23 protein-coding genes are annotated in these 26,773 nt (G+C 69.2%); 10 read left to right on the top strand and 13 right to left on the bottom strand.

Translation table 11 applies throughout. From position 1 onward, the window contains the following. Window positions 1-19 precede the first annotated feature (19 nt). The 3 genes from AC4GY7_RS03535 to AC4GY7_RS03525 are packed head-to-tail and all read left to right on the top strand — an operon-like array spanning window position 20 to window position 3,892. Window positions 20-586, top strand: coding sequence for an RNA polymerase sigma factor (locus tag AC4GY7_RS03535; RefSeq protein WP_491112018.1), 567 nt, complete (start codon window positions 20-22; stop codon window positions 584-586). Beyond that, the gene (locus AC4GY7_RS03530; RefSeq protein WP_491112017.1) at window positions 583-1,545 is read left to right on the top strand and encodes a FecR family protein; all 963 of its coding nucleotides are present in this window, start codon (window positions 583-585) and stop codon (window positions 1,543-1,545) included. The genes AC4GY7_RS03535 and AC4GY7_RS03530 overlap by 4 nt, the downstream gene beginning before the upstream one ends. Before the next feature lie 10 nt (window positions 1,546-1,555). Then, on the top strand, window positions 1,556-3,892 hold the full coding sequence (locus AC4GY7_RS03525) for a TonB-dependent receptor (RefSeq protein WP_491112016.1): 2,337 nt from the start codon (window positions 1,556-1,558) through the stop codon (window positions 3,890-3,892). Window positions 3,893-3,898: 6 nt separating this feature from the next. On the opposite strand, the gene AC4GY7_RS03520 is transcribed toward AC4GY7_RS03525, so the two are convergent. Further along, window positions 3,899-5,392: an anthranilate synthase component I family protein gene (locus AC4GY7_RS03520; protein WP_491112015.1), complete on the bottom strand. Its 1,494-nt coding sequence runs from the start codon at window positions 5,390-5,392 to the stop codon at window positions 3,899-3,901. Between the two features lies 1 nt (window position 5,393). Continuing rightward, a complete protein-coding gene (locus tag AC4GY7_RS03515) occupies window positions 5,394-7,334 on the bottom strand; it encodes a peptidylprolyl isomerase (RefSeq protein WP_491112014.1) in 1,941 nt (646 codons plus the stop codon). A 109-nt stretch (window positions 7,335-7,443) separates the two neighbouring features. On the opposite strand from AC4GY7_RS03515, the gene tpiA reads away from it, so the two are divergent. Further along, window positions 7,444-8,196 (top strand): triose-phosphate isomerase, encoded by a 753-nt coding sequence (gene tpiA, locus AC4GY7_RS03510; RefSeq protein WP_491112013.1) that lies wholly within the window; start codon window positions 7,444-7,446, stop codon window positions 8,194-8,196. A 286-nt stretch (window positions 8,197-8,482) separates the two neighbouring features. Beyond that, window positions 8,483-9,229: an energy transducer TonB gene (locus tag AC4GY7_RS03505; RefSeq protein WP_491112012.1), complete on the top strand. Its 747-nt coding sequence runs from the start codon at window positions 8,483-8,485 to the stop codon at window positions 9,227-9,229. Between the two features lie 39 nt (window positions 9,230-9,268). On the opposite strand, the gene AC4GY7_RS03500 is transcribed toward AC4GY7_RS03505, so the two are convergent. From AC4GY7_RS03500 to rimO, 3 genes are read right to left on the bottom strand one after another with little or no spacing between them, the layout of a single operon-like run. After that, window positions 9,269-10,633 (bottom strand): leucyl aminopeptidase family protein, encoded by a 1,365-nt coding sequence (locus AC4GY7_RS03500; protein WP_491112011.1) that lies wholly within the window; start codon window positions 10,631-10,633, stop codon window positions 9,269-9,271. A gap of 1 nt (window position 10,634) precedes the next feature. After that, window positions 10,635-12,056, bottom strand: a complete 1,422-nt coding sequence (locus tag AC4GY7_RS03495) for a serine hydrolase domain-containing protein (protein ID WP_491112010.1) — start codon at window positions 12,054-12,056, stop codon at window positions 10,635-10,637. Window positions 12,057-12,101: 45 nt separating this feature from the next. After that, a complete protein-coding gene (gene rimO, locus AC4GY7_RS03490) occupies window positions 12,102-13,427 on the bottom strand; it encodes a 30S ribosomal protein S12 methylthiotransferase RimO (protein WP_491112009.1) in 1,326 nt (441 codons plus the stop codon). Window positions 13,428-13,553: 126 nt separating this feature from the next. On the opposite strand from rimO, the gene AC4GY7_RS03485 reads away from it, so the two are divergent. Continuing rightward, entirely contained in the window at window positions 13,554-14,639 is a 1,086-nt protein-coding gene (locus AC4GY7_RS03485) for an anhydro-N-acetylmuramic acid kinase (protein ID WP_491112008.1), read from the top strand. A 170-nt stretch (window positions 14,640-14,809) separates the two neighbouring features. Here AC4GY7_RS03485 and AC4GY7_RS03480 read toward each other — a convergent pair whose 3' ends face one another. From AC4GY7_RS03480 to AC4GY7_RS03470, 3 genes are all read right to left on the bottom strand, one after another. Then, window positions 14,810-15,070: a hypothetical protein gene (locus AC4GY7_RS03480; RefSeq protein WP_491112007.1), complete on the bottom strand. Its 261-nt coding sequence runs from the start codon at window positions 15,068-15,070 to the stop codon at window positions 14,810-14,812. Between the two features lie 75 nt (window positions 15,071-15,145). After that, the gene (locus AC4GY7_RS03475; protein WP_491112006.1) at window positions 15,146-16,324 is read right to left on the bottom strand and encodes a vWA domain-containing protein; all 1,179 of its coding nucleotides are present in this window, start codon (window positions 16,322-16,324) and stop codon (window positions 15,146-15,148) included. 66 nt (window positions 16,325-16,390) lie between these two features. Beyond that, on the bottom strand, window positions 16,391-16,945 hold the full coding sequence (locus tag AC4GY7_RS03470) for a CHAP domain-containing protein (RefSeq protein ID WP_491112005.1): 555 nt from the start codon (window positions 16,943-16,945) through the stop codon (window positions 16,391-16,393). Window positions 16,946-17,134: 189 nt separating this feature from the next. Here AC4GY7_RS03470 and AC4GY7_RS03465 point away from each other — a divergent pair, with 189 nt between their 5' ends. Next, on the top strand, window positions 17,135-17,482 hold the full coding sequence (locus AC4GY7_RS03465; protein WP_491112004.1) for a hypothetical protein: 348 nt from the start codon (window positions 17,135-17,137) through the stop codon (window positions 17,480-17,482). A gap of 194 nt (window positions 17,483-17,676) precedes the next feature. Here AC4GY7_RS03465 and AC4GY7_RS03460 read toward each other — a convergent pair whose 3' ends face one another. Further along, on the bottom strand, window positions 17,677-18,384 hold the full coding sequence (locus AC4GY7_RS03460; protein ID WP_491112003.1) for an SDR family NAD(P)-dependent oxidoreductase: 708 nt from the start codon (window positions 18,382-18,384) through the stop codon (window positions 17,677-17,679). A 3-nt stretch (window positions 18,385-18,387) separates the two neighbouring features. Continuing rightward, window positions 18,388-19,845 carry an amidophosphoribosyltransferase gene (gene purF / locus AC4GY7_RS03455; RefSeq protein WP_491112002.1) on the bottom strand — a complete coding sequence of 486 codons (1,458 nt, stop codon included), beginning with the start codon at window positions 19,843-19,845 and terminating at the stop codon, window positions 18,388-18,390. A gap of 132 nt (window positions 19,846-19,977) precedes the next feature. Between purF and AC4GY7_RS03450 the strand changes: the two genes are divergently transcribed. Further along, the gene (locus AC4GY7_RS03450; RefSeq protein WP_491112001.1) at window positions 19,978-20,229 is read left to right on the top strand and encodes a DUF7218 family protein; all 252 of its coding nucleotides are present in this window, start codon (window positions 19,978-19,980) and stop codon (window positions 20,227-20,229) included. A 106-nt stretch (window positions 20,230-20,335) separates the two neighbouring features. Here AC4GY7_RS03450 and AC4GY7_RS03445 read toward each other — a convergent pair whose 3' ends face one another. The 3 genes from AC4GY7_RS03445 to AC4GY7_RS03435 form a co-directional block, all read right to left on the bottom strand. Beyond that, entirely contained in the window at window positions 20,336-21,670 is a 1,335-nt protein-coding gene (locus AC4GY7_RS03445) for a cell wall hydrolase (protein ID WP_491112000.1), read from the bottom strand. A 96-nt stretch (window positions 21,671-21,766) separates the two neighbouring features. Next, window positions 21,767-22,687: a cysteine synthase A gene (gene cysK / locus AC4GY7_RS03440; RefSeq protein WP_491111999.1), complete on the bottom strand. Its 921-nt coding sequence runs from the start codon at window positions 22,685-22,687 to the stop codon at window positions 21,767-21,769. After that, window positions 22,684-23,958 carry an MFS transporter gene (locus AC4GY7_RS03435; protein ID WP_491111998.1) on the bottom strand — a complete coding sequence of 425 codons (1,275 nt, stop codon included), beginning with the start codon at window positions 23,956-23,958 and terminating at the stop codon, window positions 22,684-22,686. Before AC4GY7_RS03435 ends, cysK begins: the two co-directional genes overlap by 4 nt. 343 nt (window positions 23,959-24,301) lie before the next feature. On the opposite strand from AC4GY7_RS03435, the gene pdhA reads away from it, so the two are divergent. Then, complete coding sequence (gene pdhA, locus AC4GY7_RS03430) at window positions 24,302-25,342, top strand: pyruvate dehydrogenase (acetyl-transferring) E1 component subunit alpha (protein ID WP_491111997.1); 1,041 nt, start codon at window positions 24,302-24,304, stop codon at window positions 25,340-25,342. Window position 25,343: 1 nt separating this feature from the next. Next, complete coding sequence (locus AC4GY7_RS03425) at window positions 25,344-26,771, top strand: pyruvate dehydrogenase complex E1 component subunit beta (protein WP_491111996.1); 1,428 nt, start codon at window positions 25,344-25,346, stop codon at window positions 26,769-26,771. Window positions 26,772-26,773: the final 2 nt, after the last annotated feature.

The following is a 26,773-nucleotide window of genomic DNA, read 5'->3' as shown; positions in this document are numbered from 1 at the left end:
TGGGGAGCGCGCGCGGAGTTTGGCTGACGATCGGCTGGCGGACGGTGGGCTTCGCGCGATCTTCCTGGAACAGCGACCGATGCTGCTGCGGTTGCTCGCCGCGCGCCTCGGCAGCCGCGACGAGGCCGACGATGCGTTGCAGGACATGTGGCTGCGGCTGGATCAGGGGATCGACCGGCCGATCGCGCAGCCGGTCGCCTTCCTCTATCGCGTGGCCAACAATCTGGCGACCGACCGCCGCATCGCCGGTGCGCGGCGCGGCGCGCGCGATGCGGCCTGGCTCGATGCCCAGTCGATCGCCGAGGATATGCCCGACGCCGAACGGGCATTGGTGGCGCGCGACGAATTGCGCTGCGTCCAGGCGGCGATCGACGGCATGCCCGAACGGATGGCGACCGCGCTCAGGCTGTTCCGGATCGAGGCAAGGCCGCAGCGTGCCATCGCCGAGCAACTGGGCATCAGCGTGAGCGGCGTCGAAAAGCTGTTGCAGCGCGCCTATCGGATAATTCTCGCCCGCGTCGAACAGGCTGGTGCGGATGTGCCGCCACCGTGTCGTCATGATGGTGGAAGGGGCAGGGGCCTGTGACCAACGACGTGACCAGCATCATCGACCAGGCGATCGCCTGGCATTTGCGGCAGGACGCGATGGCGGATGCCGATTGGCCGCGGTTCGTCGCCTGGCTGGAGGCGGACCCGGCGCATGCCGACGCCTATGACCGGGTCGCGGCAGGCGATCGGCAAGTTGGCGAAATGGTGTTTCCGGCCGAGCGGCTGGCGGCGAACGACGATATGCCGGTCGAGCGTGGGCGGCGGCCGTGGCGGCTGGTCGGCGGCGGGATCGCCGCGGCGGCGGTCGCGGCGCTGCTGGTGCCGCTGGCGCTGCCGCGCACGCCCGGTGCGCAGGTCTTTGCGACGCGCGACGGCGAGCGGCGCGACGTGCGGCTGCCCGACGGCACGACGATCGCGATGAACGGCGGCACGACGGTGCGGGTGACGGCGGGCGATCCGCGCAGCCTGACGCTGGAGGGCGGGCAGGTGATGCTGAGCGTCGTGCACGATGCCGCGCATCCCTTCACCATCCAGGCGGGCGGGCAGGTGATCCGCGATCTCGGCACGCGGTTCGACGTGACGCATGAAGGCGACGACGTGTCGGTCGCGGTCGCCGAAGGATCGGTGATGTTCCAGCCGGCGTCCCAAAGCGGGACGGCCGCGGTGCGGCTTGGCGCCGGCGATGCGCTGCGCTTCGCCGGGAAGACCGGGCTGATCGCGCGGAGCACGGTCGCCGCGGCGGCGGTCGGCGGCTGGCGCACGGGCATGCTCAGCTTCAACGGCCAGCCGCTCGGCGAGGTCGTCGCCAGCCTGCGCCGGCTGCACGGTACGGTGGTGACGCTGGCCGGCGACTTGCCGCGCCGGCCGTTTACCGGCATGATCCATGTTACCGGGGCCGCCGATCGCGACATTCCGCATCTGGCCGATCTGATCGGGGCGACATGGCGGCGTGAAGGCAAAGGCTGGGTCTTGGCGGAGCGTACGGCGGCGCCTTAATGTAGCATCGTTGTCCATCGCGCTGCTCGCCTGTCCGGCGGGCGCGGCCGGTGCCGCCGATCGCCGGGTGGCGGTGAACCTGCCCGCCGATACGCTGGATGCGGCGCTGCTGGCGCTGGGCGCGGCGAGCGGGACCGAGATCGTCAGTGTCGAGCGCGGGCTGCGATCGGTGCGGACGCGGCCGTTGCGGGGATCGATGACCGTGGGCCGGGCCCTCGACCGCCTGCTGGCGGGGACCGGCTATCGGGCGATTCCCGGCGCGGGCGGCAGCTACCGCGTCGTCGCCGCGCCGCGGCCGCGGCCACGTGCGCCGGTGCGCATGCCGCATGTCGAGCCCGAGCCGGCGGTGCCTGCCGATATCGTCGTCACGGCGAGCAAGCGGCGGGTGCCGCTGCTCCGCTATCCCGGCAGCCTGGCGCTGGTCACCGGATCGCCGGGCCGCGCCGATGGCGGCACCGGGGATATCAGCGACCTGACCCGCACCCTGCCGATCCTGCAGGGCACGCAGCTGGGGCCGGGGCGCAACAAGGTGTTCATCCGCGGCATCGCCGACAGCAGCTTCAACGGCACCACGCAATCGACCGCCAGCGTCTACCTGGACGACGTGCAGCTCAACGCATCCGGGCCGGACCCGGGCCTACGTCTCTACGACATGCATGCCGTCGAGGTGCTGGAGGGGCCGCAGGGCACGCTCTATGGTTCGGGTGCGATCGGCGGCGTGCTGCGGCTGACCTCCAATGCGCCGGACCTGAACCGGGTCGGCGGATCGGCGGCGGGCGGCGTGACGGTGACGCAGGGCGGGGCGCCGGGGTTCGACTTGGCCGAAATGGTCAACCTGCCGCTCGTTCGCGACGCGCTGGCGCTGCGCGGCGTCGTCTACCGTGCGCAGGACGGCGGCTATATCGACGATCCGCGGCGTGCCTTGCGCAACATCAACCGCACCGACACGCTGGGCGCGCGGCTGGCGGTGCGCGCCGATCCGGGGGATGGCTGGCAGGTCGACGCGAGCGGCGTCGCGCAGCGGATCGAGTCGCGCGACGGGCAATATATCGATCGGCCCGATGGCGTGCTGACGCGATCGACCATGGTCGCGCAGCCCTTTGCCGATCGCTTCCTGTTCGGGCGGCTGGTCGTCGCCAAGGATTGGGACAGCGGGTTGCGGCTGGTGTCGGCGACCGGCGTCGCCGATTACGCCACCGCCGACACGTTCGACGCGACGCCCAACATCCGCGCGGCGCGGCGGCCGATCGTCTACACGGTGGATACCGACAAGCTGCTGCTGTCGCAGGAATTGCGGCTGTCGCGATCGCTGCCGGGCGGGCGATCCTGGCTCGCCGGCTTCACCCTGGTCAGCGACCGGTCGATCCTGTCGCGCGGCCTGGGGACGCCGGGCAGCGAGATCGACATCACCGGCGTCAGCAACGTCACCCGCGCCGCATCGGCGTTCGGCGAGGCGACGGTGGTGCTGCTGCCAGGCCTGTCGGTGACGGCGGGGGGGCGCTTCACCACCGCCCGCGTCGACGGCGAGCCGTCCAGCACCCGGCGCCCGGCGAGCTATATCAAGGGGCGATCGACGCAGCGGCTCGATCCGACGCTGGCGCTGTCCTATCGGCTGGCGGCGGAACTGGCGCTGTTCGCGCGCTACCAGACGGGTTTTCGTACCGGCGGCCTCGCGGTCGCGCAGGGGATCGGCCGGGTCGCGACCTATCAGGCCGATGCGATCGGGCTGGTCGAGGTCGGGCTGCGGCGGCTGCGCAGCGGGCCGACCGGGATCGGCCTGTCGGTGAGCGCGTCGACCGCGCATTGGGATCGCATCCAGGCCGACCTCATCAACCGGCGCGGTCAGCCGTTCACCACCAACCTGGGCGATGCGCGCATCCAGACGCTGGAGGCGTCGCTCGACTGGGTGCCGGTGCCGCGGCTGACGCTCGCCGCGTCGGCGCTCTACACCCACAATCAGGTGTTCGGGCCGATGGCCGACCAGTCGCGCGAGGACAACCGGCGGCTGCCCGAAACGCCGCCCTTCGCCGGGCATGCCGGCATCACCTATGCCTGGGCAGATGGCGGCGCGGTGACGCCGCGGGTTGGCGGGACGATCGACTATGTCGGCCGGTCGGTGCTGGGCACCGGCGACCTGCTCGACGTCAGCCAGGGCGATTATGCGACGGCGAGCCTGACCGCAGGCGCGCGCTGGCGCAATCTCGACGTGTCGCTAGGGCTGGACAACCTCACCGACGTGCGGGCGAACCGCTTCGCCTTCGGCAACCCGTTCGGTCTGGCGGGCCGCACGCAGGCGACGCCGCTCAGGCCGCGCAGCCTGCGGCTGGGCATCGCCGCCGCCTGGTAGGCCGCGTCACTGGCCGAAGCCGGTGTCGCCCGCCCGCGCGATGGCGTCGTTGGCGGCGGCGAGGATCGCGCCCGCCTTGGCCTCGCACTCGCGCTGTTCGTAGGCGGGCACGCTGTCGGCGACGATGCCGGCGCCGGCCTGGGCGTGGATGGTGCCGTCCTTCACCACCGCGGTGCGCAGGACGATGCACGAATCCATCGATCCGTCGGGCGAGAAATAGCCGACGCCGCCGGCATAGGCGCCGCGGCGCTCGGGCTCCAGCTCGGCGATGATCTGGCAGGCGCGCACTTTCGGCGCGCCGCTGACCGTCCCGGCGGGAAAGCCCGCGAACAGCGCATCGATCGCATCGGCGGACGGCGAGAGATCGCCGACCACGTTGGAGACGATGTGCATGACGTGGCTGTAGAATTCGATGCCGTAGCTGGCGGTGACCTTGACCGATCCCGGCGCGGCGGCGCGGCCGACGTCGTTGCGGCCGAGATCGAGCAGCATCAGATGCTCGGCGCGCTCCTTGGGGTCGGCGAGCAGGCTGGTCCGGTTCGCCTCATCCTCTGCGGCCGTGCGGCCGCGCGGGCGGGTGCCGGCGATCGGGCGGATCGTCACCTGCCCATCGCGGACGCGCACGAGGATCTCGGGGCTGGAACCGATCAACGCGAAGCCTGGCAGGTCGAGGTGATAGAGGAAGGGCGAGGGGTTGATGCGGCGTAGGCTGCGGTAGAGTTCGAATGGCGGCAGCGCGAACGGCGCGGAGAAGCGCTGGGCGAGCACGACCTGGAAGATATCGCCGGCCGCGATATAGTCCTGCGCGCGGGTGACCATCGTGGCATAGTCGGCGGGTGCGACGGCGGGCGTGTAGGCGACCGGCGCCAGTTCGTCGCGCACGCGCGGCGGGATCGGCGTGGTGGCGAGCCGCGCGGTGGTGGCGTCGAGCCGGTCCTCCGCCTCCGCGACCAAGGCCGCGGGATCGCGGCGCGGATCGGGCCATACCGGCGCGACGAGGTACAGCGCGTCCGCCAGCCGGTCGAACACGCACAACACCGTCGGCCGGACGAACAGCATGTCAGGCAGGCCGAGCGGATCGGCGGCGGGCTGTTCCAGCCGCTCGACGAGGCCGATCGTCTCATAGCCGAAATAGCCGACGAGGCAGGCAAGCGCGCGCGGCAACTCGGCCGGTACGTTGGCGCGGCATTCGGCGACGAGGGTGCGCAGCGCCCCCAGCGTCGGCTCGCCGGCGGGCAGGAAGGCGTCGCGATCGGTCGCCCAGTGGCGGTTGATCTCCGCCCGGTCGCCATGCGCACGGAAGACGAGGTCCGGCGCGAGGCCGATCAGGCTGTGGCGGCCGCGGGTGGCGCCGCCCTCCACCGATTCGAGCAGGAAGTCGCCGCGGCCCGGCTCGATCAGCTTGAGTGCGGCGGCGACCGGCGTTTCGGTGTCGGCGATCTGCCGGCGCCAGACGAGCGCGGGGCGCCCCTCGGCGAGCGCCGCCCGCGGATCGGCCATGTCAGTTGCCGTTGCCGGTGAGGTCCGCACGGACGCGGGCAAGGGCGGCGGCATCGGTCTTGACGCCGACCGTGTTGCGCACCGCGCGGGCGAACTGTTCGGCATATTCACGGCCGACCAGCCGCGCGATGCTGCCGCGCGCGCCGGCGATCGCTTCGGGCACCTTGGCGGCGTTGCCGGGGACGATCGTGTCGAGCTTGACGATCAGCCAGCCGGCATTGTCCGGCGCCTCCAGCAGCTTGGCATTGCCCTGCGCCATCGAGAACATCAGCGCGAGCGGCGCCTGGACGTTGCCCTGCGCCGCGGCGAGCTGTGCGCGGGTAGCGACGGCGGGCTGGACCGGCGGCAGCGGCCGTCCGGCGCCGGCGATCGCCTGCGCGAGCGGGGTGCCCTTGTTGACCTTGGCGAGGATATCGCTGGCGAGCTTGCGGGCGGCGGCGCGGGCGCGGTCGGCGGTGATGTCCGCCACCACCCGGTCGCGGACCTGGGCGAGCGGACGCGGCGCGGCGGGAACGACGCGGCCGATCGCGACGATCGCGAAGGTGCCGTCCTGGCCGATCGGCACCAGCTGCGCCGGATCGCCCTCCGCCATCTGGAAGGCGGCGCCGACGATTGGCGTCAGCGCGGCATCGGGCGCCGTCGTCGGCGCATCGGGGTTGATGCCGCTGGCGAGCAGGGCGGGCGTGGTCCGGGCGGCCAGCGACTGGTCGGCGACCGCTTCGTCGAAGGTCGCGTTCTTGGCGAGCGCGTCGTCCAGCTTGTCGTGCACGTCGGCCAGCGCCTGTTGCAGCTTCTGCTTGGACAGTTCGGCGACGATTTCTGGTCGCGCCTGTTCCAGCGTCTTGCCGGCGACCTGTTCGACCGAATCGACCTTGGCGACCACCCAGCCGAGCGGCCCACGCACCGGACCGATCACGCCGCCCTGTGGGGCGGCAAAGGCCCCGTCGGCGATCTGTGCGCTGCTGGCGGCGGCATAGGCGGCCTTGGTGACGCCGGTCTGCACCGCGGGTTCGAGGCCGGCGGCACGCGCGGCGTCGGCGAGCGAGGCGCCGCCCTTCACTTTGGCGGCAAGGGCGTTGGCGCCCGCCTGATCGGCGACGACGACCTGGCTGATCGTCCGCTTCTCGGCGGCGGCGAAGCGCGGCTTCTGCTGGTTGTAGGCGGCGGCGACCTCCGCGTCGGTCGGCTGGCTGCGCGCCTTCACCTGATCGGGCGCGACGATCGCATAGCGGACGACGCGACGTTCCGGCACGGTGTAGCGGGCGACGTTGCGCTGGTAGAAGGCCTGCAATTCGGCGTCGGTCGGCGCCGCGCCCGTATCCACCGCCTTGGCCGGCACGAAGGCGATTTGGCCCGAGCGCTTTTCCAGCATCAGCGAGGCATAGGGCAGGGCGACCTTCATCGGCACCTGCGTCGCGCCCTGCGTCGGCAGCATCAGCTGCTGGGCGATGATATCGCGCGCGATATCGGTGCGGACCTGCGCATCGGTCAGCTTCTGATCGGCCAGCAGGCGCTGGTAGTTGACCGGATCGAACTGGCCGTTGGGGCCGCGCAGGCCGGGGATGCTGGCGATGACGCCGTCGATCGAGCGCTTGCTGACGATTATGCCCTCATCGTGGCCGAACCGCTCCAGCGCGAGGCCGTTGATCGTGCGGTCCAGCGTCGCCTGCAGGCCGCCCTGGTCGAGCAACTGCTCCATGGTCACGGTCGGCTGCTGCTGGCGCGCGGCCTGCAATTCGGTCTGCACCCGGCTGCGCAGTTCGGCGGCGCCGATCTTTTCGCCGCCGACCGTCGCGACATTGTTGCCCGACAGGCTGGTGGTGCCGCCGCCCAGCCCGGTGATGTCGCCGGCGGCAAAGGCGAGCGCGATGACGCCGAGCACGATGAAGGTGACGATCACGCCGGCCTTGGAATTGATGATCCGGCGAAAGAAGCTGAGCATGGAGAGGCCGATCGTCCCTTTGATTTGGTCCACGCTTTAGGGGCGCGGCGGCTTGCCATCAAGCGCGGGTGGCGGCATTGGTTGTTGAACACGTTAAACGGGAGGTCGGATGACGCGGCGCAAGCTGGTGGCGGGCAATTGGAAGATGAACGGCTCGCTCGGCGCGCTGGCGGAGCTCGACGGCATCGCCGCGGCCGCGGCCGCGGCGGCGGCGGCCGGCATCGACGTGGCAGTCGCGGTGCCCTTCACGCTGATCGCGCCAGCGGCGGTGCGGGTGCCCGGGCTGGAGATCGGCGCCGAGGATGTGCACGAGGCGGAGAGCGGCGCGCACACCGGCTGCGTCTCGGCGGCGATGGTGGCGGAAGCCGGCGCGCGCTTCACCATCGTCGGCCATAGCGAGCGCCGCGCCGACCAGGGCGAGACCAGCCACGATGCCTGGGCGAAAGCGGCAGCGGCGCGACGGCAGGGGCTGCACGTCATCTCCTGCTGCGGGGAGACGGAGGCGGAGCGCGACGCGGACCGCGCCGAGCGCGTGGTGCAGGCGCAGATCGAGAAATCGGTGCCGGACAATGCCGATGGCAGCTGGTTCACGCTCGCCTACGAACCGCGCTGGGCGATCGGGACGGGGCGCACGCCGACGCTGGAGCAGATCGCCGCGATCCATGCGATCGCGCGTGCGAAGCTCAGGATGCTGATCGGCGATGCCGCCGATGGCGTGCGCATCCTCTACGGCGGATCGGTGACGGGCGAGAATGCCGCGACGATCCTAGCTTGCGACAATGTCGACGGCGCGCTGGTCGGCGGCGCGAGCCTGACCGCGGCGAAGTTCGTGCCGATCATCGAGGCGGCGGCGGGGCTGTAGGCTGGAGTCCTTCACGCCTGATCACGGGGAAGCGGCCGGAGGGCAGGCGATAGATTCGCGCAGAGGCGCGGAGGGCGCGGAGATGTTTGGCTTGCCGCCGCCGCCATGCTCTTACATCACGCCGATCGATGAGCAGGGATGCTGCCGCATCCATCCACCCTCCGCGTTCTCCGCGCCTTCGCGTGACACATCATCTTTGCGACTTCGCGGCTTCGCGTGATCTGAATGGCGATCGGCCGCGGTGCGGTCAGCGTTGCGAAAGCCGGGGTGCGGCATCATCTCCGGCATGATGACGGCTCTGACGCCTTCGATACGCGAACGGCTGGTTGCCGCGGCGCTGACTGCGGTGATCGTGGTGGCGCTCGGCTATGCGCTGGTGCTGGGCCTCGCCTTTCGCGGCGTGCCGGCCGCGATCCAGGGCGGGCTGGCGACGTTCGAGGTGGTGCCCGATCCGCCGCTGCCTGAGCGCGTGGTGCCGCCGCCGCGCAAGATCAACCGGCCGAGCGGCAAGGCCTCGCCGCCGAACCTGCGCTCCAAGGCGACGGAGGTGACCGCGCCGGTGCCGGTCATCCAGGTCGTTGTGCCGCCGCCGGTGGTCGTCGCGCCCCTGCCCAACATCGGCGTGCAGGCGACCTCCGGTGCGTCCGACCGGGCGGGGCCGGGCACCGGCGCGGGCGGCATCGGCAACGGCAATGGCGCGGGCGGCGACGGCGATGGCGACGGCAGCGGCTGGGAACGCGTGCCGCGGCTGGTGAGCGGACGGATCAAGGGCTCCGATATCCCGGAGGCGATCCTCGACACCGGCTTTCGCGGCGTCGTCGGCGTGCGCTATCGCGTCGAGACGAACGGGCGGGTGACGGGCTGTTCGATCGCGCGGTCGAGCGGCAATGCGCTGATGGATCAGGCGACCTGCGCCGCGATCGAGAAGCGCTTCCGCTACGATCCGTGGCGCGATGCCGGGGGCAGGCCGGTGCGATCGACGGTGCTGCGCGACCAGCAATGGGACATCGATCCGCCGGCGGTCGATCGATAGCGTCCCCGACCCGCCCGGGCGCGGGGATGAGAGGGATGGTCAGGATCGCCCGTAGCGTCGTTTCAGCACATGATAGCAGGCGCGCAGGGCATAGGCGTCGCCGCCCTTGGGCCGGCCGGGCTTGGCGCTCGGCCGCCAGGCGAAGACGTCGAGGTGCGCCCAGGCCACGTCCGCGGGCACGAAGCGGCGCAGGAACAGCGCCGCGGTGATCGCGCCGGCAAAGCCGCCGTCGGGGGCGTTGACCATGTCGGCGATGTCGGACTTCAACAGATCGTCATACGCACTCCAGAGCGGCAGTCGCCACATCGGATCGTCGAGCGCGTCGCCCGCGGCGAGCAGGTCCTGCGCCAGCGCCTCGTCGTCAGTGAACAGCGGCGGCAGGTCGGGGCCGAGCGCGACGCGGGCGGCGCCGGTGAGCGTGGCGAAATCGAGGATCAACTCCGGCTTGCCCTCGCCCGCCTTGGTCAGCGCGTCGCCGAGGATCAGCCGCCCTTCGGCATCGGTGTTGGTGTTCTCCACCGTCGGGCCGAGCCGGCTCCTCAGCACGTCGCCGGGACGGAAGGCGTTGCCGGCGATGGCATTCTCCACCGCCGGGATGAGCAGGTGGAGGCGCACCGGCAGCCCGGCCGCCATCACCAGCTCGGCCAGCGCCAGCGCATGCGCGGCGCCGCCCATGTCCTTCTTCATCAGGCGCATGCCGGCGGATGGCTTGATGTCGAGACCGCCGGTGTCGAACACCACGCCCTTGCCGACCAGCGCGACGCGCGGATGGGCGGGGTCGCCCCATTCCAGTTCGATCAGGCGCGGCGCGCGCTCCTTCACCGCCGCCTGGCCGACCGCGTGGATCATCGGATAGCCGGTGGCGAGCGCGTCGCCGCGGGTGACGGTGAGCGTCGCGTGATGCCGGCGCGCGAGTTGCTCGGCGGCGGCCTCCAGTTCGGCCGGGCCGAGATCGCCCGCGCCGGTGTTGACGAGATCGCGGACCAGCGCGGTGGCGGCGGCGATGCGCAGGGTTTCCTCGATGCCGGCGGCGTCGCGGGTCAGCAGGATGCGCGGGCCGTGATCGTCGGCCTTGCGGTAGCGATCGAAGCGATACTGGCCGAGCACCCAGCCGAGCGCGGCGGCGCCGACTTCTCCGTGCACGCGATAGGTGCCGGCGGGCAGCGCTTCGGCAAGTCTGGCGAGCGCCCAGGGGCCGGCGTCCGCGGCGATGACGACGGCGCGCACCGCGTCGTCGGTATAGATGGCGTGGCTGCCCGGCGCGCCGGTGAAGCGCTGCGCAGCGAGGGCAGCGCGCGTCCGTGGCGGCTGCGCGGAGAGCCAGCCTTCATAGGCGTCGGGCGCGACGAGGTCGATGGTGGCGGCGGGCTGGCCGCGGTCGGGCTGGAGCAGCGTGTCGGGCATGTCAGTTCGCCGGGCTGACGATGAACTGTTCGTAGCGTTCGGCACCGTCCGGCTCGGCAAAGGTGCCGATCGATAGCGTCTGCTTGGGATAGGTCACCGTGTAGCGCCGCTGGACGAAGCCGCCGCGCAGCCGCTTCGGCCCGGCCAGCTCGAAGCGGATCGGCTGCCCGAGCGGGGCGAGGCTGCTGCGATAGTCGGCGACGACCTGCGGCGTGAAATAATAGGAGGCGTTGGCGGTGAGCAGCCGCCGGTCGAGCGTGCCGTTGCGCAGCGAGTCGAACATCGCCCGGGCGGCCCTGGTCTTCGCCGCTTCCTCCGCATCCGCCGTGGCGGCGGGCAGCACGACCTTGGCGAGTCCTTGCGCGATGGTGACGAAGGCGTCGCCGAAGTCTGCGTTGGTGAGCACGACGATCGCCGCCTTCTGTTCGGGGAAGACGATGTTTTCGGACAGGAAGCCGACCGCCTCGCCGCTATGTTCGACATAGGGCATGCCGCCGCGCTTGCCGACGCTGACGCCCAGGCCGTAATTGGTGCTGCTGCCGTCGGCGAGCATCACCGGCTTTTCCTGTGCCGCCCAGTCGGCGGCGGGCATCAGGCTGCGGTTCAGCCGGGCGACGTCCCATTTGGCGAGATCGCCCGCGCTCATCGACAGCTCTCCCGCGGCGAACAGCCAGCCATCGGCAGGCGGCGGCGCCGCACGTACCGGCCCCAGCGCGTTGCGGTGATAGCCGACCGGGAAGCGGCCGCCGATCGCCTTGTCCTGGTCGTAGGCGGTGATGCCGAGCGGCGCGAAGATGCGCTGCTGGAGGAAGGTCATCAGCGGCTCGCCCGCCGCCTTTTCCGCGATCATGCCGGCGACGACATAGCCGGTGTTGGAATATTGCCATTGCGTGCCGGGCTGGAAGTCGAGCGGCTTCTTCGCCCAGCGGTCGACGATCGCCTGCGGGGTCGTCGGTGTCTCCATGGCGGCGAAGCTGTAGTCCTGCGGCCAGTAATCCTGCAGCCCGGCGGTGTGGCTGAGCAGCTGGCGGATGGTAATCCGATCGCCGCCGCTGATGCCGGGCAGCCATTTGGCGACGGTGTCGTCGAGCGACAGCTTGCCATCGTCGGCGAGCAGCAGCAGCGCCGCGGCGGTGAACTGCTTGGAGATCGACGCGATCTGATAGGGCGCATCGGTCCGCGCGACCGCGGTGTCGGACTGTTTGCCGTACGCCTTGACCAGCACGATCCGGCCGCCGCGCACGATCGCGATCTGCGCCGACGGCGTGCCGGTGCTGGCGAGCCCATCGGCGACGACCTTGTCGACCGCGGTCAGTTCGGCGGGGGTGAGCGCCTGTGCGGCGAGCGGGGCGGGGGCGGCAAGCGCGAGAGCGGCTAGAGCGGCACGCGGAGAAGACAAGGACATGGCGCCACGCTGCCACATCCCGCCGTCTTCACCAAAGTGAAATCTCCGACACCTTTGCGCGGTTCAGACCGGCACCCCGTACAGATCATGCTCGTCGGCATCCTCGATCGCCACGCCGACGATGTCGCCGACCGACAGATGCGCGGCGTCGCGCAGGAAGACCTGGCCGTCGATCTCCGGCGCGTCGGCCTGGCTGCGGCCGGTGGCGCCTTCCTCGCCGACTTCGTCGATGATGACGGGCAGGGTGCGGCCGACCTTGGCGGCGAGCTTCGCCGCGCTGATCGCGGCGGTGCGTTCCATGATCCGCTGGTAGCGTTCCTCCTTCACCTCCTCGGGCACGGGATCGGGAAGGGCGTTGGCGGCGGCGCCTTCGACCGGTTCGAAGCGGAAGGCGCCGACGCGGTCGAGCTGCGCCTCGTCGAGCCAGTCGAGCAGATACTGGAAATCCGCCTCCGTCTCGCCGGGAAAGCCGACGACGAAGGTCGATCGGATGGCGATATCCGGGCGGACCTCGCGCCACTGGTGGATGCGTTCCAGCACCTTGGCGTCGTTGCCGGGGCGCTTCATGCGGCGCAGCACCGAGGGCGCGGCATGCTGGAACGGGATATCGAGATAGGGGAGCACCAGCCCCTCCGCCATCAGGGGGATGACCTGATCGACATGCGGGTAGGGGTAGACGTAATGGAGCCGCACCCAGGGTGCGATCCGGCCCAGTTCGCGGGCGAGATCGGTCATGTGCGGCACCACCTCGCGGCCCTGCCACATCCGCGGTTGCTTGCGGATGTCGATGCCGTAGGCGCTGGTATCCTGACTGATGACCAGCAGTTCGCGCGTGCCGGCGGCGACCAGCTTCTCCGCCTCGCGCAGGATCGCATCGGGGCGGCGGCTGACGAGGTCGCCGCGCAGCGACGGGATGATGCAGAAGGAGCAGCGGTGGTTGCAGCCTTCCGAAATCTTGAGGTAGCTGTAGTGCCGCGGCGTCAGCTTGAGGCCGGCATCCGGGATCAGATCGATATAGGGTGAGAGGTTGGCCGGCGCGGCCTCGTGCACCGCCTCCACCACCTGTTCGTATTGGTGCGCGCCGGTGACCGCGAGCACCTGCGGGAAGCGGGCGCGGATCACCTCCGCCTCCTTGCCCATGCAGCCGGTCACGATGACGCGGCCGTTCTCGGCGATCGCTTCGCCGATCGCCTCCAGGCTCTCCTCCTTGGCGGAATCGAGAAAGCCGCAGGTGTTGACCAGCACCACGTCGGCGCCGGCATAATCGGCGGACATCTGATAGCCGTCGGCGCGCAGCTGGGTGAGGATGCGCTCGCTGTCGACCAGGTTCTTGGGACAGCCGAGCGACACCATGCCGACGCGCGGCGGGGAAGGAAGACGAGTTGCCATGAGTGGGGCGCACATAGTCGTTTTCGCGAGGTTTCGCCAGATGCGGTCGCTTCGTCGCATCGTGCGTCCGGGGTGGCTCGACAGGCGCGGTGGCGGACGGCACAGCACGGGGCGGGAGTTTCAGGCATGCTGGCGATAGGATTGATGTCGGGAACGTCGCTCGACGGGATCGACGCGGCGCTGATCGAGACGGATGGCGAGCGCGCGGTGCGGCCCGTCGCCTTCCGCGGCGAACCCTATTCCGACGCGGCGCGCGCGCAGCTGGCGGCGGCGACCGTGCTGGCGCTGACCTTCGACCGGCCGCGGGCCAGTCCCGATCTGGTCGCGGCGGGCGAGCTGATCGACCGGACGCATGCCTTCGCGGTCCACAAGCTGCTGCGCGAGGCGGGGGTATCCGCCGCCGACGTGGATGTGATCGGCTATCACGGGCAAACGGTGGCGCACCGGCCCGATCGCGGCTGGACATGGCAGATCGGCGATGGCGCCGTGCTGGCGCGAGCGACGGGCATCGCGGTGGTCGGCGATTTCCGCACTGCCGATGTCGCGGCGGGCGGGCAGGGGGCGCCGCTGATCCCCGTCTATCATGCCGCGCTCGCCGCCGGGCTGGAGCGGCCGGTCGCGGTGCTCAACCTGGGCGGCGTCGCCAACGTCACCTTCATCGGCGGCGACGGCGCACTGGTCGCCTTCGACACCGGGCCGGCGAACGGGCTGATCGACGCCTGGGTCGAGGCGGAGACGGGCGCGCGCTTCGACGACGGCGGGGCGCTGGCGGCGGCCGGGCGGGTGGACGAGACGGTGCTGACCGCGATGCTCGATCATCCCTTCTTCGACATGCCGCCGCCCAAGAGCCTCGATCGCAACGATTTCACCATCCAGCCGGCGCGCGGCCTGTCGGCGGCGGATGGCGCCGCGACGCTGACCGCGTTCACGGCGGCGAGCGTTGCCGAGGGGCTGGACCGGCTGCCCAAGCGCCCGCGGCGGCTGATCGTCGCGGGCGGCGGGCGGCACAATCCGACGCTGCTGGCGATGATCGCCGCGCGCACCGGGCTGGTGCCGGAGCCGAGCGATACGCTGGGCTGGAACGGCGATGCGATGGAGGCGGAGGGCTTCGCCTATATGGCGGTGCGGACGCTGAAGGGGCTGCCGATCAGCTTTCCGGGCACGACTGGCGTTGGGGTGCCGTCGGTCGGCGGAGTGCTGAGCCGGCCGTGACGGGCCGTCCCGCACTCACCCTCACCCTCTCGCCGCCTTCGGCGTCTTCTCTCTCTCCCGACGGGCGCAAAGGGTGAACAGCACCCGTGCTGTTTAGGCCATGCCGGGGGCATGGCCGACCCTTTGCGGGAGGGAGGCGCGTAGCGCCGGAAGGGTGAGGGTGGGCGCGATCAGCCCCGCTTGACGCTCACCGGCTTCGGGCAACCATCCACCTTGTTGAGCACGGTGTAGATCGGCTTGGCATCGGGCATCTCGCCGAGCTTGCGCGCGCGAGGCGCCGGCTGGTTGCCGACGCGGCGTCTTTCCGGCGCGATGCATCTGGTTGCGTCCAATGGCTCGTTCAGGACCGGCATGTTGAAAGGCTCGATCCGCAACGTCTGCGCCGGGGCAGCGGCGGGCAGCAGCAGGGCGATCAACGGCAGGTAGCGCATGGTTTTTTCCCGAATCGGACCGATCGTACCATGATCGGGTGACGACGAGAAGACGATGGATCGCGCAGAGCCGCGTTACCGCTTGCGCGTCAGTTCGCGCATCGCGTCGTCCAGTCCGGCGAGCGTCAGCGGGTACATGCGATCGGTCATCAGTTCGCGCAGGATGCGGATCGACTGGCTGTAGCCCCATTGTCCCTCCGGCACCGGGTTGAGCCACACCGCGGCGGGATAGGTGGTGGTGAGCCGCTGCATCCACACCGCGCCCGCCTCTTCGTTGAAATGCTCCACCGAGCCGCCGGGATGGGTGATCTCATAGGGGCTCATCGACGCATCGCCGACGAACACCAGTTTGTAATCGTGACCGAATTTATGGAGCACGTCCCACAGCGGCGTTCGCTCGGCAAAGCGGCGCGTATTGTCCTTCCACACGCCCTCATACGGGCAATTGTGGAAATAGAAGAATTCGAGGTTCTTGAACTCGGCAGTGGCGGCGCTGAACAGTTCCTCGCACAGCTTCACCCAGGGATCCATCGAGCCGCCGACGTCCAGGAACAGCAGCAGCTTCACCGCATTGCGCCGCTCGGGCCGCATGCGGATATCGAGCCAGCCGGCCCGCGCGGTCCCGTCGATCGTGCCGTCGATATCGAGTTCGTCCGCCGCGCCCTCGCGCGCGAAGCGGCGCAGGCGGCGCAGCGCCACCTTGATGTTGCGGGTGCCGAGTTCGCGCGTCGAATCGAGGTTCTTGAATTCGCGCTGATCCCACACCTTGATCGCGCGGCCGTGACGGCTTTCGCCGCCGATGCGGACGCCCTCCGGGTTATAGCCGCCGTTGCCGTAGGGACTGGTGCCGCCGGTCCCGATCCATTTGCTGCCGCCCTGATGGCGCCCTTCCTGTTCCGCGAGGCGCTGCTTGAGCGTCTCCATGATCGCGTCCCAGGAGCCGAGCGATCGGATCTGCTCCATCTCCTCGGGCGTCAGGTATTTCTCGGCGACCGCCTTCAGCCAGTCGGCCGGAATGTCCGCCGGGTCCGTGCCGTAGCTGGTGGCGATGCCGCGAAAGACCTTGGCGAAGACCTGATCGAAGCGGTCGAGCAGGCCCTCGTCCTTCACGTAGGTCGCACGGGCGAGATAGTAAAAGGCTTCGGGTGTCGAATCGATCACCTCGGCGTCGAGCGCCTCGAGCAGCAGCAGATGCTCCTTGAGGCTGGCAGGAATGCCGGCGGCGCGGAGTTCGTCTAGAAAGGCGAGGAACATGGCCGTGATCTTACGGCCGCTTTGCCCGCTGTCTACCGGGGCCGGCTGTCTACCGGCGCGCGCTGGCTACCTGGGGACATAGGCGTCGATCAGCGCGCCGACGTAATCCGGATCGCGGCCGGTCAGTTGCTTGGAGGGGCGACCGCCGTAGATGAAGCCCTCGATCGGATAGACCGTGCCGCCGAGGCCGTCGGCGTCGCGGAACCAGACCTTTACCTCGCTCCAGTCGTTGCCCGCGGATACGTCGTACAGTGTCACGTCCTGCTCGGCATGACCGCGTTCGCCGTTCTGGCGCGACCAATTGGCATGGGTGAGCATCAGCACGCGCTTTTCGACGATGCGGCTGACGACGGCGACGTGGCCGAGCGGCAGGCGCCCGGTCTTGGCGAAGACGATGACCGAGCCGATGCGGGGCGTATGACCGCGGTCGTAGCGGCCGTCAGCCTGGCTCCACCAAGTCCAGGCATCGCCATAGATCTGGATGCCCGACGCCGCGCGCGCAAACGGTACGCATTGGCCGACATAATCGAGCAGCCCCGACGCGGACAAAGGGGCGGCAACCAGCGTTGCCGCATATGTTGCAATGGCCCATCGGCCGACTCTGGGAAGAAAGCCCCGCATTCCGGGGTTTCTACGGCCGCGAGATGACTGCCCGATTGGCGATCGTGGTTAAGCGGACATGAAAACGGCAAGAACTTGCCATCGTTGCGAACACGGAACGATCGGTGCGGAAGGGAGATGACAGCGGGGACGACGGTGGTACGATGATGATCGGTCGGTTTCCGACTAGATCGATGGGGAGCGGGGCCGGTGCCATTGCCCGACGATGCCGATGCCGAGCGCCGCTACGAGGCTTTGCTGGCGGGCCACCTGTCCTTCTACGACGCGCTCCGCCTGCGCGAACGTCGCCCGCGTTCGGCGGCGCAGCGCCAGTTCCAGGAGGTGGCCTGGGGCAAGGCGGCGCCGGTCAGCGAGCATGAGAAAGCCTATGTGTGGCATCTCACCCGCCTGCGGATCGCCCCGTTCCGCGATGCGCCGCCGCCCCTCGATGGCGATGCGGACGGCACCGATCCCGGCCTGCGCCCGGTGAGCGGAGAGGTCGGCGCGAAATGGGACAGGGCCTATCGCGAATATCGGGGCGGCAGAGAGTTCTTCTGAGGTTGAGCCGGCTTCGTTCGAGGCAGACGAGAAGGGCTATCTGCGGATGACAGGGACGTAGAACCGTTCGTGCTGAGCCCGTCGAAGCACAGGTGAGACTCATGCCCTTCGACAGGCTCAGGGCGAACGGTGAGTGCGGATTAACGTTACATCATCAGCGAACACGCTTCGATTCCCCATGCAATCCTGGCCGGTCAGCCGATCCGTTCGATATGCCCCGCCGGGAAGCCGTCGATCGCCAGCGCGACGATCCGCTCCGCCACGACCTCGGGCGGCTTGACCGATTCGGGCGCCTCGCCGGGATAGGCGCGGGCGCGCATCTTGGTGCGGGTGGCGCCGGGATCGACGATCGCGGTGCGGATGCCGCCGATCCCGCTCGTCTCGTCGCCATAGGCACCGATCAGCGTCTCGAACGCCGCCTTGGAGGCGCCATAGGCCCCCCAATAGGCGCGCGGATTGCGACCGACGCTGCTGGTGATACCGATCACGCGGGCGTGGGGCGCCTTGCGCAGCATCGGGTCGAACGCCTGGATCAGCGCGACCTGCGCGCTGACGTTGAGGGTGAGCACCTGCGCCAGTTCCTTGGCATCGATCGCAGGAACGGCGGCGAGGCTGCCGAGCATGGCGGCATTAAGCACCATCACGTCCAGCGCCTGCCAGCGTTCGCCCACCGCCGAGGCGAGCCGCGCGATGCTGTCGGTCTGCGTCAGGTCGAGCGGCGCGATCGTCGCCGAACCGCCGGCCTGGAAGATCGTCTCCTCGACCGATTCGAGGTCCTTGGCGGTGCGCGCGGTCAGCACGACGTGCGCGCCGGCAGCGGCGAGCGCGATGGCGGTGGCAGCACCGATGCCGCGGCTCGCACCGGTTACCAGCGCGAGCTTATTTTCGAGGGGCTTGGTCATCGCTTAGTTGACGCGCTCTTCCAGCATCGCGAACTGATCGACGTCGGCAACATCGTCATGGTCGGTCAGCGTCGTCGGATAATCGCCGGTGAAGCAGGCGTCGCAATATTTCGGCCGGATATCAGCGCGCTTCGCCTCGCCCAGCGCCTTGTAGAGGCCATCGATCGAGACGAAGGAGAGGCTGTCGGCGTGGATGAAGTCGGTCATGCCGCCGAGGTCGAGCTTGGCGGCGAGCAATTTGGCACGCTCCGGCGTGTCGACGCCGTAGAAGCAGCTGTGCCGCGTCGGCGGCGAGGCGATGCGCATGTGAACCTCCGCCGCGCCGGCATCGCGCATCATCTGCACGATCTTGAGGCTGGTGGTGCCGCGCACGATCGAATCGTCGATCAGGACGATGCGCTTGCCCTTGATGAGCGCGCGATTGGCATTGTGCTTCAGCTTGACGCCAAGGTGGCGGACCTTGTCGCCCGGCTGGATGAAGGTGCGGCCGACATAATGCGAGCGGATGATGCCAAGTTCGAACGGGATGCCCGATTGCTGGGCATAGCCGATCGCCGCCGGCACGCCCGAATCGGGGACGGGGATGACGAGGTCGGCCTCGACCGGTTCCTCGATCGCCAGCTGCGCGCCGATCGCCTTGCGCACGGTATAGACCGACTGGTCGCCCGCGATCGAATCGGGGCGGCTGAAATAGACCCATTCGAAGATGCACGGCCGCGGCGCCATCGGCGCGAAGGGGCGGATCGAGCGTACCTCGTTACCCTGCACGATCACCAGCTCGCCCGGCTCGACCTGCCGTTCGAAGGTCGCGCCGCAGACGTCGAGCGCCACCGTTTCCGATGCGAAGATGACCGCGCCGTCGAGGCGCCCCATCACCAGCGGGCGGATGCCGAGCGGGTCGCGGCAGGCGATCATGCCCTCGGGCGTCATCACGACGAGGCTGTAGGCACCCTCGATCTGCTTCAGCGCATCGATGAAGCGATCGAGCAGGGTCCGGTAATTGCTGGTCGCGACGAGGTGGATGATCGTTTCGGTGTCGCTGGTCGACTGGAAGATCGAGCCGCGGCGGATCAACTCGCGGCGCAGCTTCATCGCGTTAGAGATGTTGCCGTTGTGCGCGACCGCGAAGCCGCCGCTCGCCAGCTCGGCATAAAGCGGCTGGACGTTGCGCAGCGCCGTCTCGCCGGTGGTCGAATAGCGGACGTGGCCGACCGCGACGCTGCCCGGCAGGGCGCGGATCACGTCGTCGCGGTCGAAATTGCCGGCGACATGCCCCATCGCGCGATGAGTGTGGAAATGATGGCCGTCGAAGCTGCTGATCCCGGCAGCCTCCTGTCCGCGATGTTGCAGGGCGTGCAGGCCGAGCGCGACCAGCGCGGCGGCGCTGTCGCTGCCGGATACGCCGAACACGCCGCATTCCTCGCGGAGCTTGTCGTCATCGTAGGGGTTGGTCGTCAGCATGGTGGCGGGGGCTCACATCGTGCGGGTGGCCATATAGGAACGCATTCCAGGTTTGTCGCCTGTTTGTCACACGCGAAAACGAACCGTTTCGCGGCCCGGGCGTTTCGGGCGCCGGACGAGGAGGTGAAAGCGATGGCGAAGGACCACGGTGCGCAGGTGAAGGACGATGCGCTCTACGAAGAGCTGCGCAAGCAGGGCAATTCCAAGGAAAAGGCCGCCCGTATCGCCAATGCGAAGGCGAACGGATCGCTCGACCACCGCGGCACCAAGCTGGAGGAGCGCAGCAAGGCCGACCTGCTGAAGGAAGCGCGAGACATCGGCATCGAGGGGCGGTCGACAATGGACAAGGCGGCGCTGGCCAAGGCGATTCGCGGGCACAGGTAATCCTTCCCCGCCATGGGGAGGGGGCCCGTCCAGCGTCAGCCGAATGGTGGAGAGGGGGGCGAGCGATGCCTTCGCCAAAGGAGTGCGTCGCTTACCTCCCCCTCCGTCACGGCTGCGCCGCGCCACCTCCCGCTGGCGGGGGAGGAGTGGGAGACGCCTTCCTGCGCACACCGCCCAGATCCTCCGGACCCTTCGCCGCCGGTGTCGCCGCCGAGGCAGGTGCCGCGGTCAGCAGCACCTGTTGCTTCATGCACTGGCGCCGGTCCGCGCGCTGCACCTGCGCGCAATTCCACAGCGGTTTTTCGATCCCCGTCGCGCCTTCGCGCAGGAAGCTGAAGGTCATCGTCGCGACCTGTTCGGGCGTGAAGGGAAACGCCCTGGGTGCCTTGGCGCCGTCGGCCCAGGCGGCGAAGCGGCAGGACGGGCGGGTGCCGCAGGTGCGCAGCGCCAGCGCCGGATAGGCGTCGGGTTGCAGGCCGCGGGGCAGGGTGGCGATGAAGTCGCCGTCCTCCCCGGCGTCGGTGCCGGCGGCGTCGGCCGGTGCGGCGGTGGCCGCCAGCCCGTTCGCATTGGCGGCGGTGAGCCCCAGCGCCTCCGCCGCGTCGAGCAGCGCCGCATCGGCGCCGGCGAGTGCCGCTGCCGTCTTGTGCGCGTCGGACAGGGGCGCGAGTTGCGCGATCACCGGTTCGCCGGCGGCGGGGCGGCGATCGAAGGCGGGGGGCGTCCCCCACCAGCCGGTCCAGCGAAAGAACAGGTGGCTGTGCACCGCGGCGACCTTGTCCAGGCTCGCCTGCCAATAGGGGACGACCCAGTCGGTATGGTAATGCGTCGCATAGCCGACCGGTTTGTAGACCGATCCGGCCAGCGCCATCGCCGCCACCGCGCGGGCGCGGCGCCAGGCGTCGGCGGTCGGCGTCCAGCGGGTCAGCGCATGGTCGCAGGAAAAGCTGAACTGGCAGCCGGTGCGCCGGTCCTCGCCTTCGAACACGACGCCGCACACCGTCTTGGGAAAGGCGGGATGACGCAGGCGGTTGAGCACCACCTGCGCGACCGCGCGTTCGCCCTCGCCGTCGTCGCCGGCCTCGTAGAGCACGCCCGCTGCCAGGCAATCGGTGGCGCGCGCGCGATCCTCGGCGCTGCCGGCGAAGCGGAACGGCCGCGCCGCCGGGTTGGGCAGGGTGGAGAAGGGGATGCCGGCGTTATACGCCTTGGCATCGTCCGGCGAGAGGTCGACGAAGGCGACGGGCTCGACCGGCGGCAGCTCCGCCGGCGGGACGATGCGGTGGCGCAGCACGACCTTCGGCCGCGGCTTGGGCAGTGCCGGGGGATGGGTGACGACCCATGCCGGCACGGCGATGGCGAGCGCCGATGTCGCGATCAGGACGGCGGAGAGCCATGGAGTGCGTGCGGTGACTCCGCCGGTCGATATGTCGGTTCCCATACCATCGTCATTGCGAGGAGCAGAGCGACGAAGCAATCCAGTGCGTCGCGCGGAACCCTAGATTGCTTCGCTTCGCTCGCAATGACGACGGAAGGCTTATTGCTCCGGCAGGAAGTCAGGCACCGACAGATAGCGTTCGCCGGTGTCGTAGTTGAAGCCGAGCACGCGCACGCCGTCGGGCAGATCGGGCAGCTTCTGCAGGATCGCCGCCAGCGTCGCGCCCGAGGAGATGCCGACCAGCAGGCCTTCTTCGGCTGCCGAGCGGCGCGCCATGTCCTTGGCGACCGCGGCGTCGACCTCGATCACCCCGTCCAGCGCCTGGGTGTGGAGGTTGCGCGGGATGAAGCCGGCGCCGATGCCTTGGATCGGGTGCGGGCCGGGCTGGCCGCCGGCGATGACTGGGGAAGCGGCGGGCTCGACCGCGAAGACCTTGAGGTTCGGCCACGTCTTCTTCAGCGTCTCGGCGACGCCGGTGATGTGGCCGCCGGTGCCGACGCCGGTGATGAGCACGTCGATCGGCGAATCGGCGAAATCGTTCAGGATCTCCTGCGCCGTCGTCTTCACATGGACGTCGATGTTCGCCGGATTCTCGAACTGCTGCGGCATCCAGGCGCCGGGCGTCTGGTTGACGATCTCCAGCGCGCGCTCGATCGATCCCTTCATCCCCTTTTCGCGCGGGGTGAGATCGAAGGTCGCGCCATAAGCGAGCATCAGCCGGCGCCGTTCGAGCGACATCGATTCGGGCATGACGAGGATCAGCTTGTAGCCCTTCACCGCCGCGACCATGGCGAGGCCGACGCCGGTATTGCCGCTGGTCGGCTCGACGATCGTGCCGCCGGGCTTGAGGTCGCCCGATGCCTCCGCCGCCTCGACCATGGCGAGGGCGATGCGGTCCTTGATCGATCCGCCCGGATTAGAGCGTTCCGACTTGATCCACACTTCGGAGTTGGGGAACAGCCGCTGGATGCGGATGTGCGGCGTGTTGCCGATCGTCTCCAGGATGGTGTTGGCCTTCATGGCTTGGCTTCTCCGTGTTGGGGTTCGACCTGTAACATATCGGGTCGATCGAAGGTCCGTGCGCGCTTCAGCTCCGGAAACAGGCGCGCCCAGACAAGGGTGATGCCGATCGCCGCGCAGCCGCCGAAGACGACCGCGCCGACCGGGCCGAGCAAGGAGGCCATCAGCCCGCTTTCCGCCTCGCCGAGTTCGTTGGAGGCCGAGATGGTGAGCTGCGACACCGCGCTCACCCGGCCGCGCATCGCATCGGGGGTGTGCAGCTGGATCAGCGACTGGCGGACGTAGACCGACACCATGTCGGCACCGCCCGCGACGATCAGCGCCGCAAGGCTCAGCGGGAACCAGGTGGAGACGCCGAAGGTGAGCACCGCCACCGCAAAGATGATGACGGCGATCAGCATCTTGACGCCGACATTGCTCTTCATCGGCCGGAACGAGAACCACACCGCCGTCACCGCCGCGCCGATCCCCATGCCGGCGGCAAGCACGCCGAGGCCGGTCGCACCGACGTGCAGGATGTCGCGCGCATAGATCGGCAGCAGCGCCGTCGCCCCGGCGAGCAGCACCACGAACAGGTCGAGCGTGATCGCGGCGAGCACCAGCCGATTGTTGCGCACGTACTGGAAGCCGTCGAGGATGCGGTGGAGCGGCCGCCGGTCCTTCTGCGCCGGCGGCTGCGGCACCTTGCCGATGGTCAGCATGGTGACGAGCGCCACCACGAACAGTGCGGTGATCGTGGCATAGGCGACATCCGGGTGGATCGCGTAGAGCAAGCCGCCGACGCTCGGCCCGGCGATCGACCCGACCTGCCAGGCGATCGAGGATATCGCGATGGCCGTCGGCAGGCTCTCGCGCGGCACGAGGTTGGGGGCGAGCGCCGAATAGGCGGGGCCGGTGAAGGCGCGCGCGACGCCGATCAGCACCGCCGCGCCGAACAGCGCGGGCAGGGTTAGGTCGCCCGCCCAGGTCAGCAGGCCGAGCACCCCCGCGACGGCGGCGATCAGCGCGGTGGTGGCGCGCACGATCCAGCGCCGGTCGACGCTGTCGGCGACCAGGCCGGTGACGGGGGTGAGCAGGAACAGCGGCACGAACTGCGCCGCGCCGATCATGCCGAGCATGAACGCCGCCTGCCGCACGTCCATCGTCTCGCGCGCCAGGCCATAGACCTGCCAGCCGATGACGATCGCAAGCGCGGTCTGCGCGATCGTGCCCGACAGGCGCGACAGCCAGTAGCTGCGGAAATTGGCGATGCGGAAGGGATGCGTGGCCATGTGGGCGGGAGCTTTGGCAAGGGTGGCGCAGAAGGGCAACACAGTTGCGCTATTGGTCCGAGCGTTCCTTCTTCTTGTCATCCCCTGCGTCGGGGCTTGGCCTGTTCCGTCATCCCGGCGCATGCCGGGATCCATGGATGCACGCGGCCAGCGTTTCGCGCCGCTACGGTCCGACCGGGTCCATGGGTCCCGGCGTGCGCCGGGATGACGCTGGAGGCACATGTTGGGTCAGGACCGCATCGAGAAACGCTACGTCACAGCCATGTTGACCCAGGGAATTGATGTTCGCGCCGAACAGCGCCTATAGGCTCACCCACATCCCCCAGGACCGTTGAGGTAATCCGTGGCCAAATCGCCTGCTCCTCCCGCCGTACCGCTTAGCAACCGCGAGCGCCCTGCCGATCCCAAACCGTTCGAGGCGACCAAGGAGCAGTTGCTCGACTTCTACAAGCAGATGCTGCTGATCCGCCGTTTCGAGGAAAAGGCGGGCCAGCTCTATGGCTTGGGCTTCATCGGCGGCTTCTGCCATCTCTACATCGGCCAGGAAGCGGTCGCGGTCGGCCTGCAGTCGGCACTCGACGGCGACAAGGACTCGGTCATCACCGGATACCGCGATCACGGCCACATGCTCGCCTATGGCATCGATCCCAAGGTCATCATGGCCGAGCTTACGGGGCGTGCCGCCGGCATCAGCCGCGGCAAGGGCGGCTCGATGCACATGTTCTCGACCGAGCATAAGTTCTACGGCGGCCACGGCATCGTCGGTGCGCAGGTCAGCCTCGGCACCGGCCTCGCCTTCGGCCACAAGTATTCGAACGACGGCGGCGTCTGCCTCGCCTATTTCGGCGACGGCGCCGCGAACCAGGGCCAGGTGTACGAAAGCTTCAACATGGCCGAGCTGTGGAAGCTGCCGATCATCTTCGTGATCGAGAACAACCAGTACGCGATGGGCACCAGCGTCAACCGCGCCTCGGCCGAAGACCAGCTGTACCGCCGCGGCGAGAGCTTCCGCATTCCCGGCATCCAGGTCGACGGCATGGACGTGCTCGCCTGCCGCGGCGCCGCCGAGGAGGCGCTCGCCTGGGTGCGCGCGGGCAAGGGCCCGGTCATCCTCGAGATGAAGACCTATCGCTATCGCGGCCACTCGATGTCCGACCCCGCCAAGTACCGCAGCCGCGAGGAGGTGCAGGGCGTGCGCGACAAGTCCGACCCCATCGAGCACGTCAAGAAGCTGCTCGATGCGCAGGGCGTGACCGAGGCCGACCTCAAGTCCATCGAACAAGAGATCCGCAAGACCGTGAACGAAGCCGCCGATTTCGCCGAAAGCACGCCCGAGCCCGATGCGGCCGAACTGTATACCGACGTGCTGGTGGAGAGCTACTGAGATGGCGACCGAGATCAAGATGCCCGCGCTGTCGCCGACCATGGAGGAAGGCACGCTCGCGAAGTGGCTCGTCAAGGAAGGCGACACGGTGAAGTCCGGCGACATCATGGCCGAGATCGAGACCGACAAGGCGACCATGGAGTTCGAGGCCGTCGATGAAGGCACGATCGGCAAGATCGTCGTCGCCGAGGGCACCGACAATGTGAAGGTCGGCGACGTGATCGCCATCCTGCTCGAAGAGGGCGAGAGCGCCGACGCCGCTGCGTCGACCGGCGGTGCAACCAAGGACGACAGCCCCAAGGGCGACGCCAAGGCGGACGAGAACAAGCCCGCCGACAAGGTCGAGGACTCCGCGCACCCGGCGCAGGAAAAGGTGGAGACCGGCGCACGCCAGCTGTTCGAGGCGGCGAAGAACGACGGTGTCCAGGACCCCGCGATCCCCGAAGGCACCGAGATGGTGAAGACCACCGTCCGCGAAGCGTTGCGCGATGCCATGGCGGAGGAGATGCGCAAGGACGACCGCGTCTTCGTGATGGGCGAAGAGGTCGCGCAATATCAGGGCGCGTACAAGGTGACGCAGGGCCTGCTCGACGAGTTCGGCGACCGCCGCGTCATCGATACGCCGATCACCGAATACGGCTTCGCCGGGGTCGGCACCGGCGCGGCGATGGGCGGCCTCAGGCCCATCATCGAATTCATGACGTTCAACTTCGCCATGCAGGCGATCGACCACATCATCAATTCGGCGGCCAAGACCAACTACATGTCCGGCGGCCAGATGCGCTGCCCGATCGTGTTCCGCGGCCCCAACGGCGCGGCGAGCCGCGTCGGCGCGCAGCACAGCCAGAACTACGGTCCCTGGTACGCGTCCGTCCCCGGCCTGATCGTCATCGCGCCCTATGACGCGGCCGACGCCAAGGGCCTGCTGAAGGCCGCGATCCGCAGCGAAGACCCGGTCGTGTTCCTCGAAAACGAGCTGATGTACGGCCGCTCGTTCGAGGTGCCCAAGCTCGACGATTACGTCCTGCCCATCGGCAAGGCGCGGATCATGCGGCAGGGCAAGCATGTGACGTTGGTCAGCTATTCGATCGGCGTCGGCCTGGCGCTGGAAGCCGCCGAGCAGCTGGCCGGCGACGGCATCGAGGCAGAGGTGATCGACCTGCGCACGCTGCGCCCGCTCGACAAGGGCACGGTGCTGAAGAGCCTCGCCAAGACTAACCGCCTCGTCGTCGTCGAGGAAGGCTGGCCGACCTGCTCGATCGCGTCGGAGATCGCCGCGTTCGTGATGGAAGAGGGCTTCGACGACCTCGACGCACCGGTGCTGCGCGTCACCAACGAGGACGTGCCGCTGCCCTATGCTGCGAACCTCGAGAAGCAGGCGCTGATCGACGCCAAGAAGATCGTCGCGACGGTCCGCAAGATCGTCTGATC

The organism is Sphingomonas sp. SP5 (genome assembly GCF_058313455.1).
The sequence above is the reverse complement of the archived record's forward strand: the minus strand, read 5'-3'. Positions and strand labels throughout refer to the sequence as shown.

What these genes read in the sequence shown, in the direction of transcription:
- AC4GY7_RS03520 (WP_491112015.1), bottom strand. Translation starts at nt 5,392, where the DNA reads ATGGCCGATCCGCGGGCGGCGCTCGCCGAGGGGCGCCCCGCGCTCGTC.
- AC4GY7_RS03515 (WP_491112014.1), bottom strand. Translation starts at nt 7,334, where the DNA reads ATGCTCAGCTTCTTTCGCCGGATCATCAATTCCAAGGCCGGCGTGATC.
- tpiA (WP_491112013.1), top strand. Translation starts at nt 7,444, where the DNA reads ATGACGCGGCGCAAGCTGGTGGCGGGCAATTGGAAGATGAACGGCTCG.
- AC4GY7_RS03505 (WP_491112012.1), top strand. Translation starts at nt 8,483, where the DNA reads ATGATGACGGCTCTGACGCCTTCGATACGCGAACGGCTGGTTGCCGCG.
- AC4GY7_RS03500 (WP_491112011.1), bottom strand. Translation starts at nt 10,633, where the DNA reads ATGCCCGACACGCTGCTCCAGCCCGACCGCGGCCAGCCCGCCGCCACC.
- AC4GY7_RS03495 (WP_491112010.1), bottom strand. Translation starts at nt 12,056, where the DNA reads ATGTGGCAGCGTGGCGCCATGTCCTTGTCTTCTCCGCGTGCCGCTCTA.
- rimO (WP_491112009.1), bottom strand. Translation starts at nt 13,427, where the DNA reads ATGGCAACTCGTCTTCCTTCCCCGCCGCGCGTCGGCATGGTGTCGCTC.
- AC4GY7_RS03485 (WP_491112008.1), top strand. Translation starts at nt 13,554, where the DNA reads ATGCTGGCGATAGGATTGATGTCGGGAACGTCGCTCGACGGGATCGAC.
- AC4GY7_RS03480 (WP_491112007.1), bottom strand. Translation starts at nt 15,070, where the DNA reads ATGCGCTACCTGCCGTTGATCGCCCTGCTGCTGCCCGCCGCTGCCCCG.
- AC4GY7_RS03475 (WP_491112006.1), bottom strand. Translation starts at nt 16,324, where the DNA reads ATGTTCCTCGCCTTTCTAGACGAACTCCGCGCCGCCGGCATTCCTGCC.
- AC4GY7_RS03470 (WP_491112005.1), bottom strand. Translation starts at nt 16,945, where the DNA reads ATGCGGGGCTTTCTTCCCAGAGTCGGCCGATGGGCCATTGCAACATAT.
- AC4GY7_RS03460 (WP_491112003.1), bottom strand. Translation starts at nt 18,384, where the DNA reads ATGACCAAGCCCCTCGAAAATAAGCTCGCGCTGGTAACCGGTGCGAGC.
- purF (WP_491112002.1), bottom strand. Translation starts at nt 19,845, where the DNA reads ATGCTGACGACCAACCCCTACGATGACGACAAGCTCCGCGAGGAATGC.
- AC4GY7_RS03450 (WP_491112001.1), top strand. Translation starts at nt 19,978, where the DNA reads ATGGCGAAGGACCACGGTGCGCAGGTGAAGGACGATGCGCTCTACGAA.
- AC4GY7_RS03445 (WP_491112000.1), bottom strand. Translation starts at nt 21,670, where the DNA reads ATGGGAACCGACATATCGACCGGCGGAGTCACCGCACGCACTCCATGG.
- cysK (WP_491111999.1), bottom strand. Translation starts at nt 22,687, where the DNA reads ATGAAGGCCAACACCATCCTGGAGACGATCGGCAACACGCCGCACATC.
- AC4GY7_RS03435 (WP_491111998.1), bottom strand. Translation starts at nt 23,958, where the DNA reads ATGGCCACGCATCCCTTCCGCATCGCCAATTTCCGCAGCTACTGGCTG.
- AC4GY7_RS03425 (WP_491111996.1), top strand. Translation starts at nt 25,344, where the DNA reads ATGGCGACCGAGATCAAGATGCCCGCGCTGTCGCCGACCATGGAGGAA.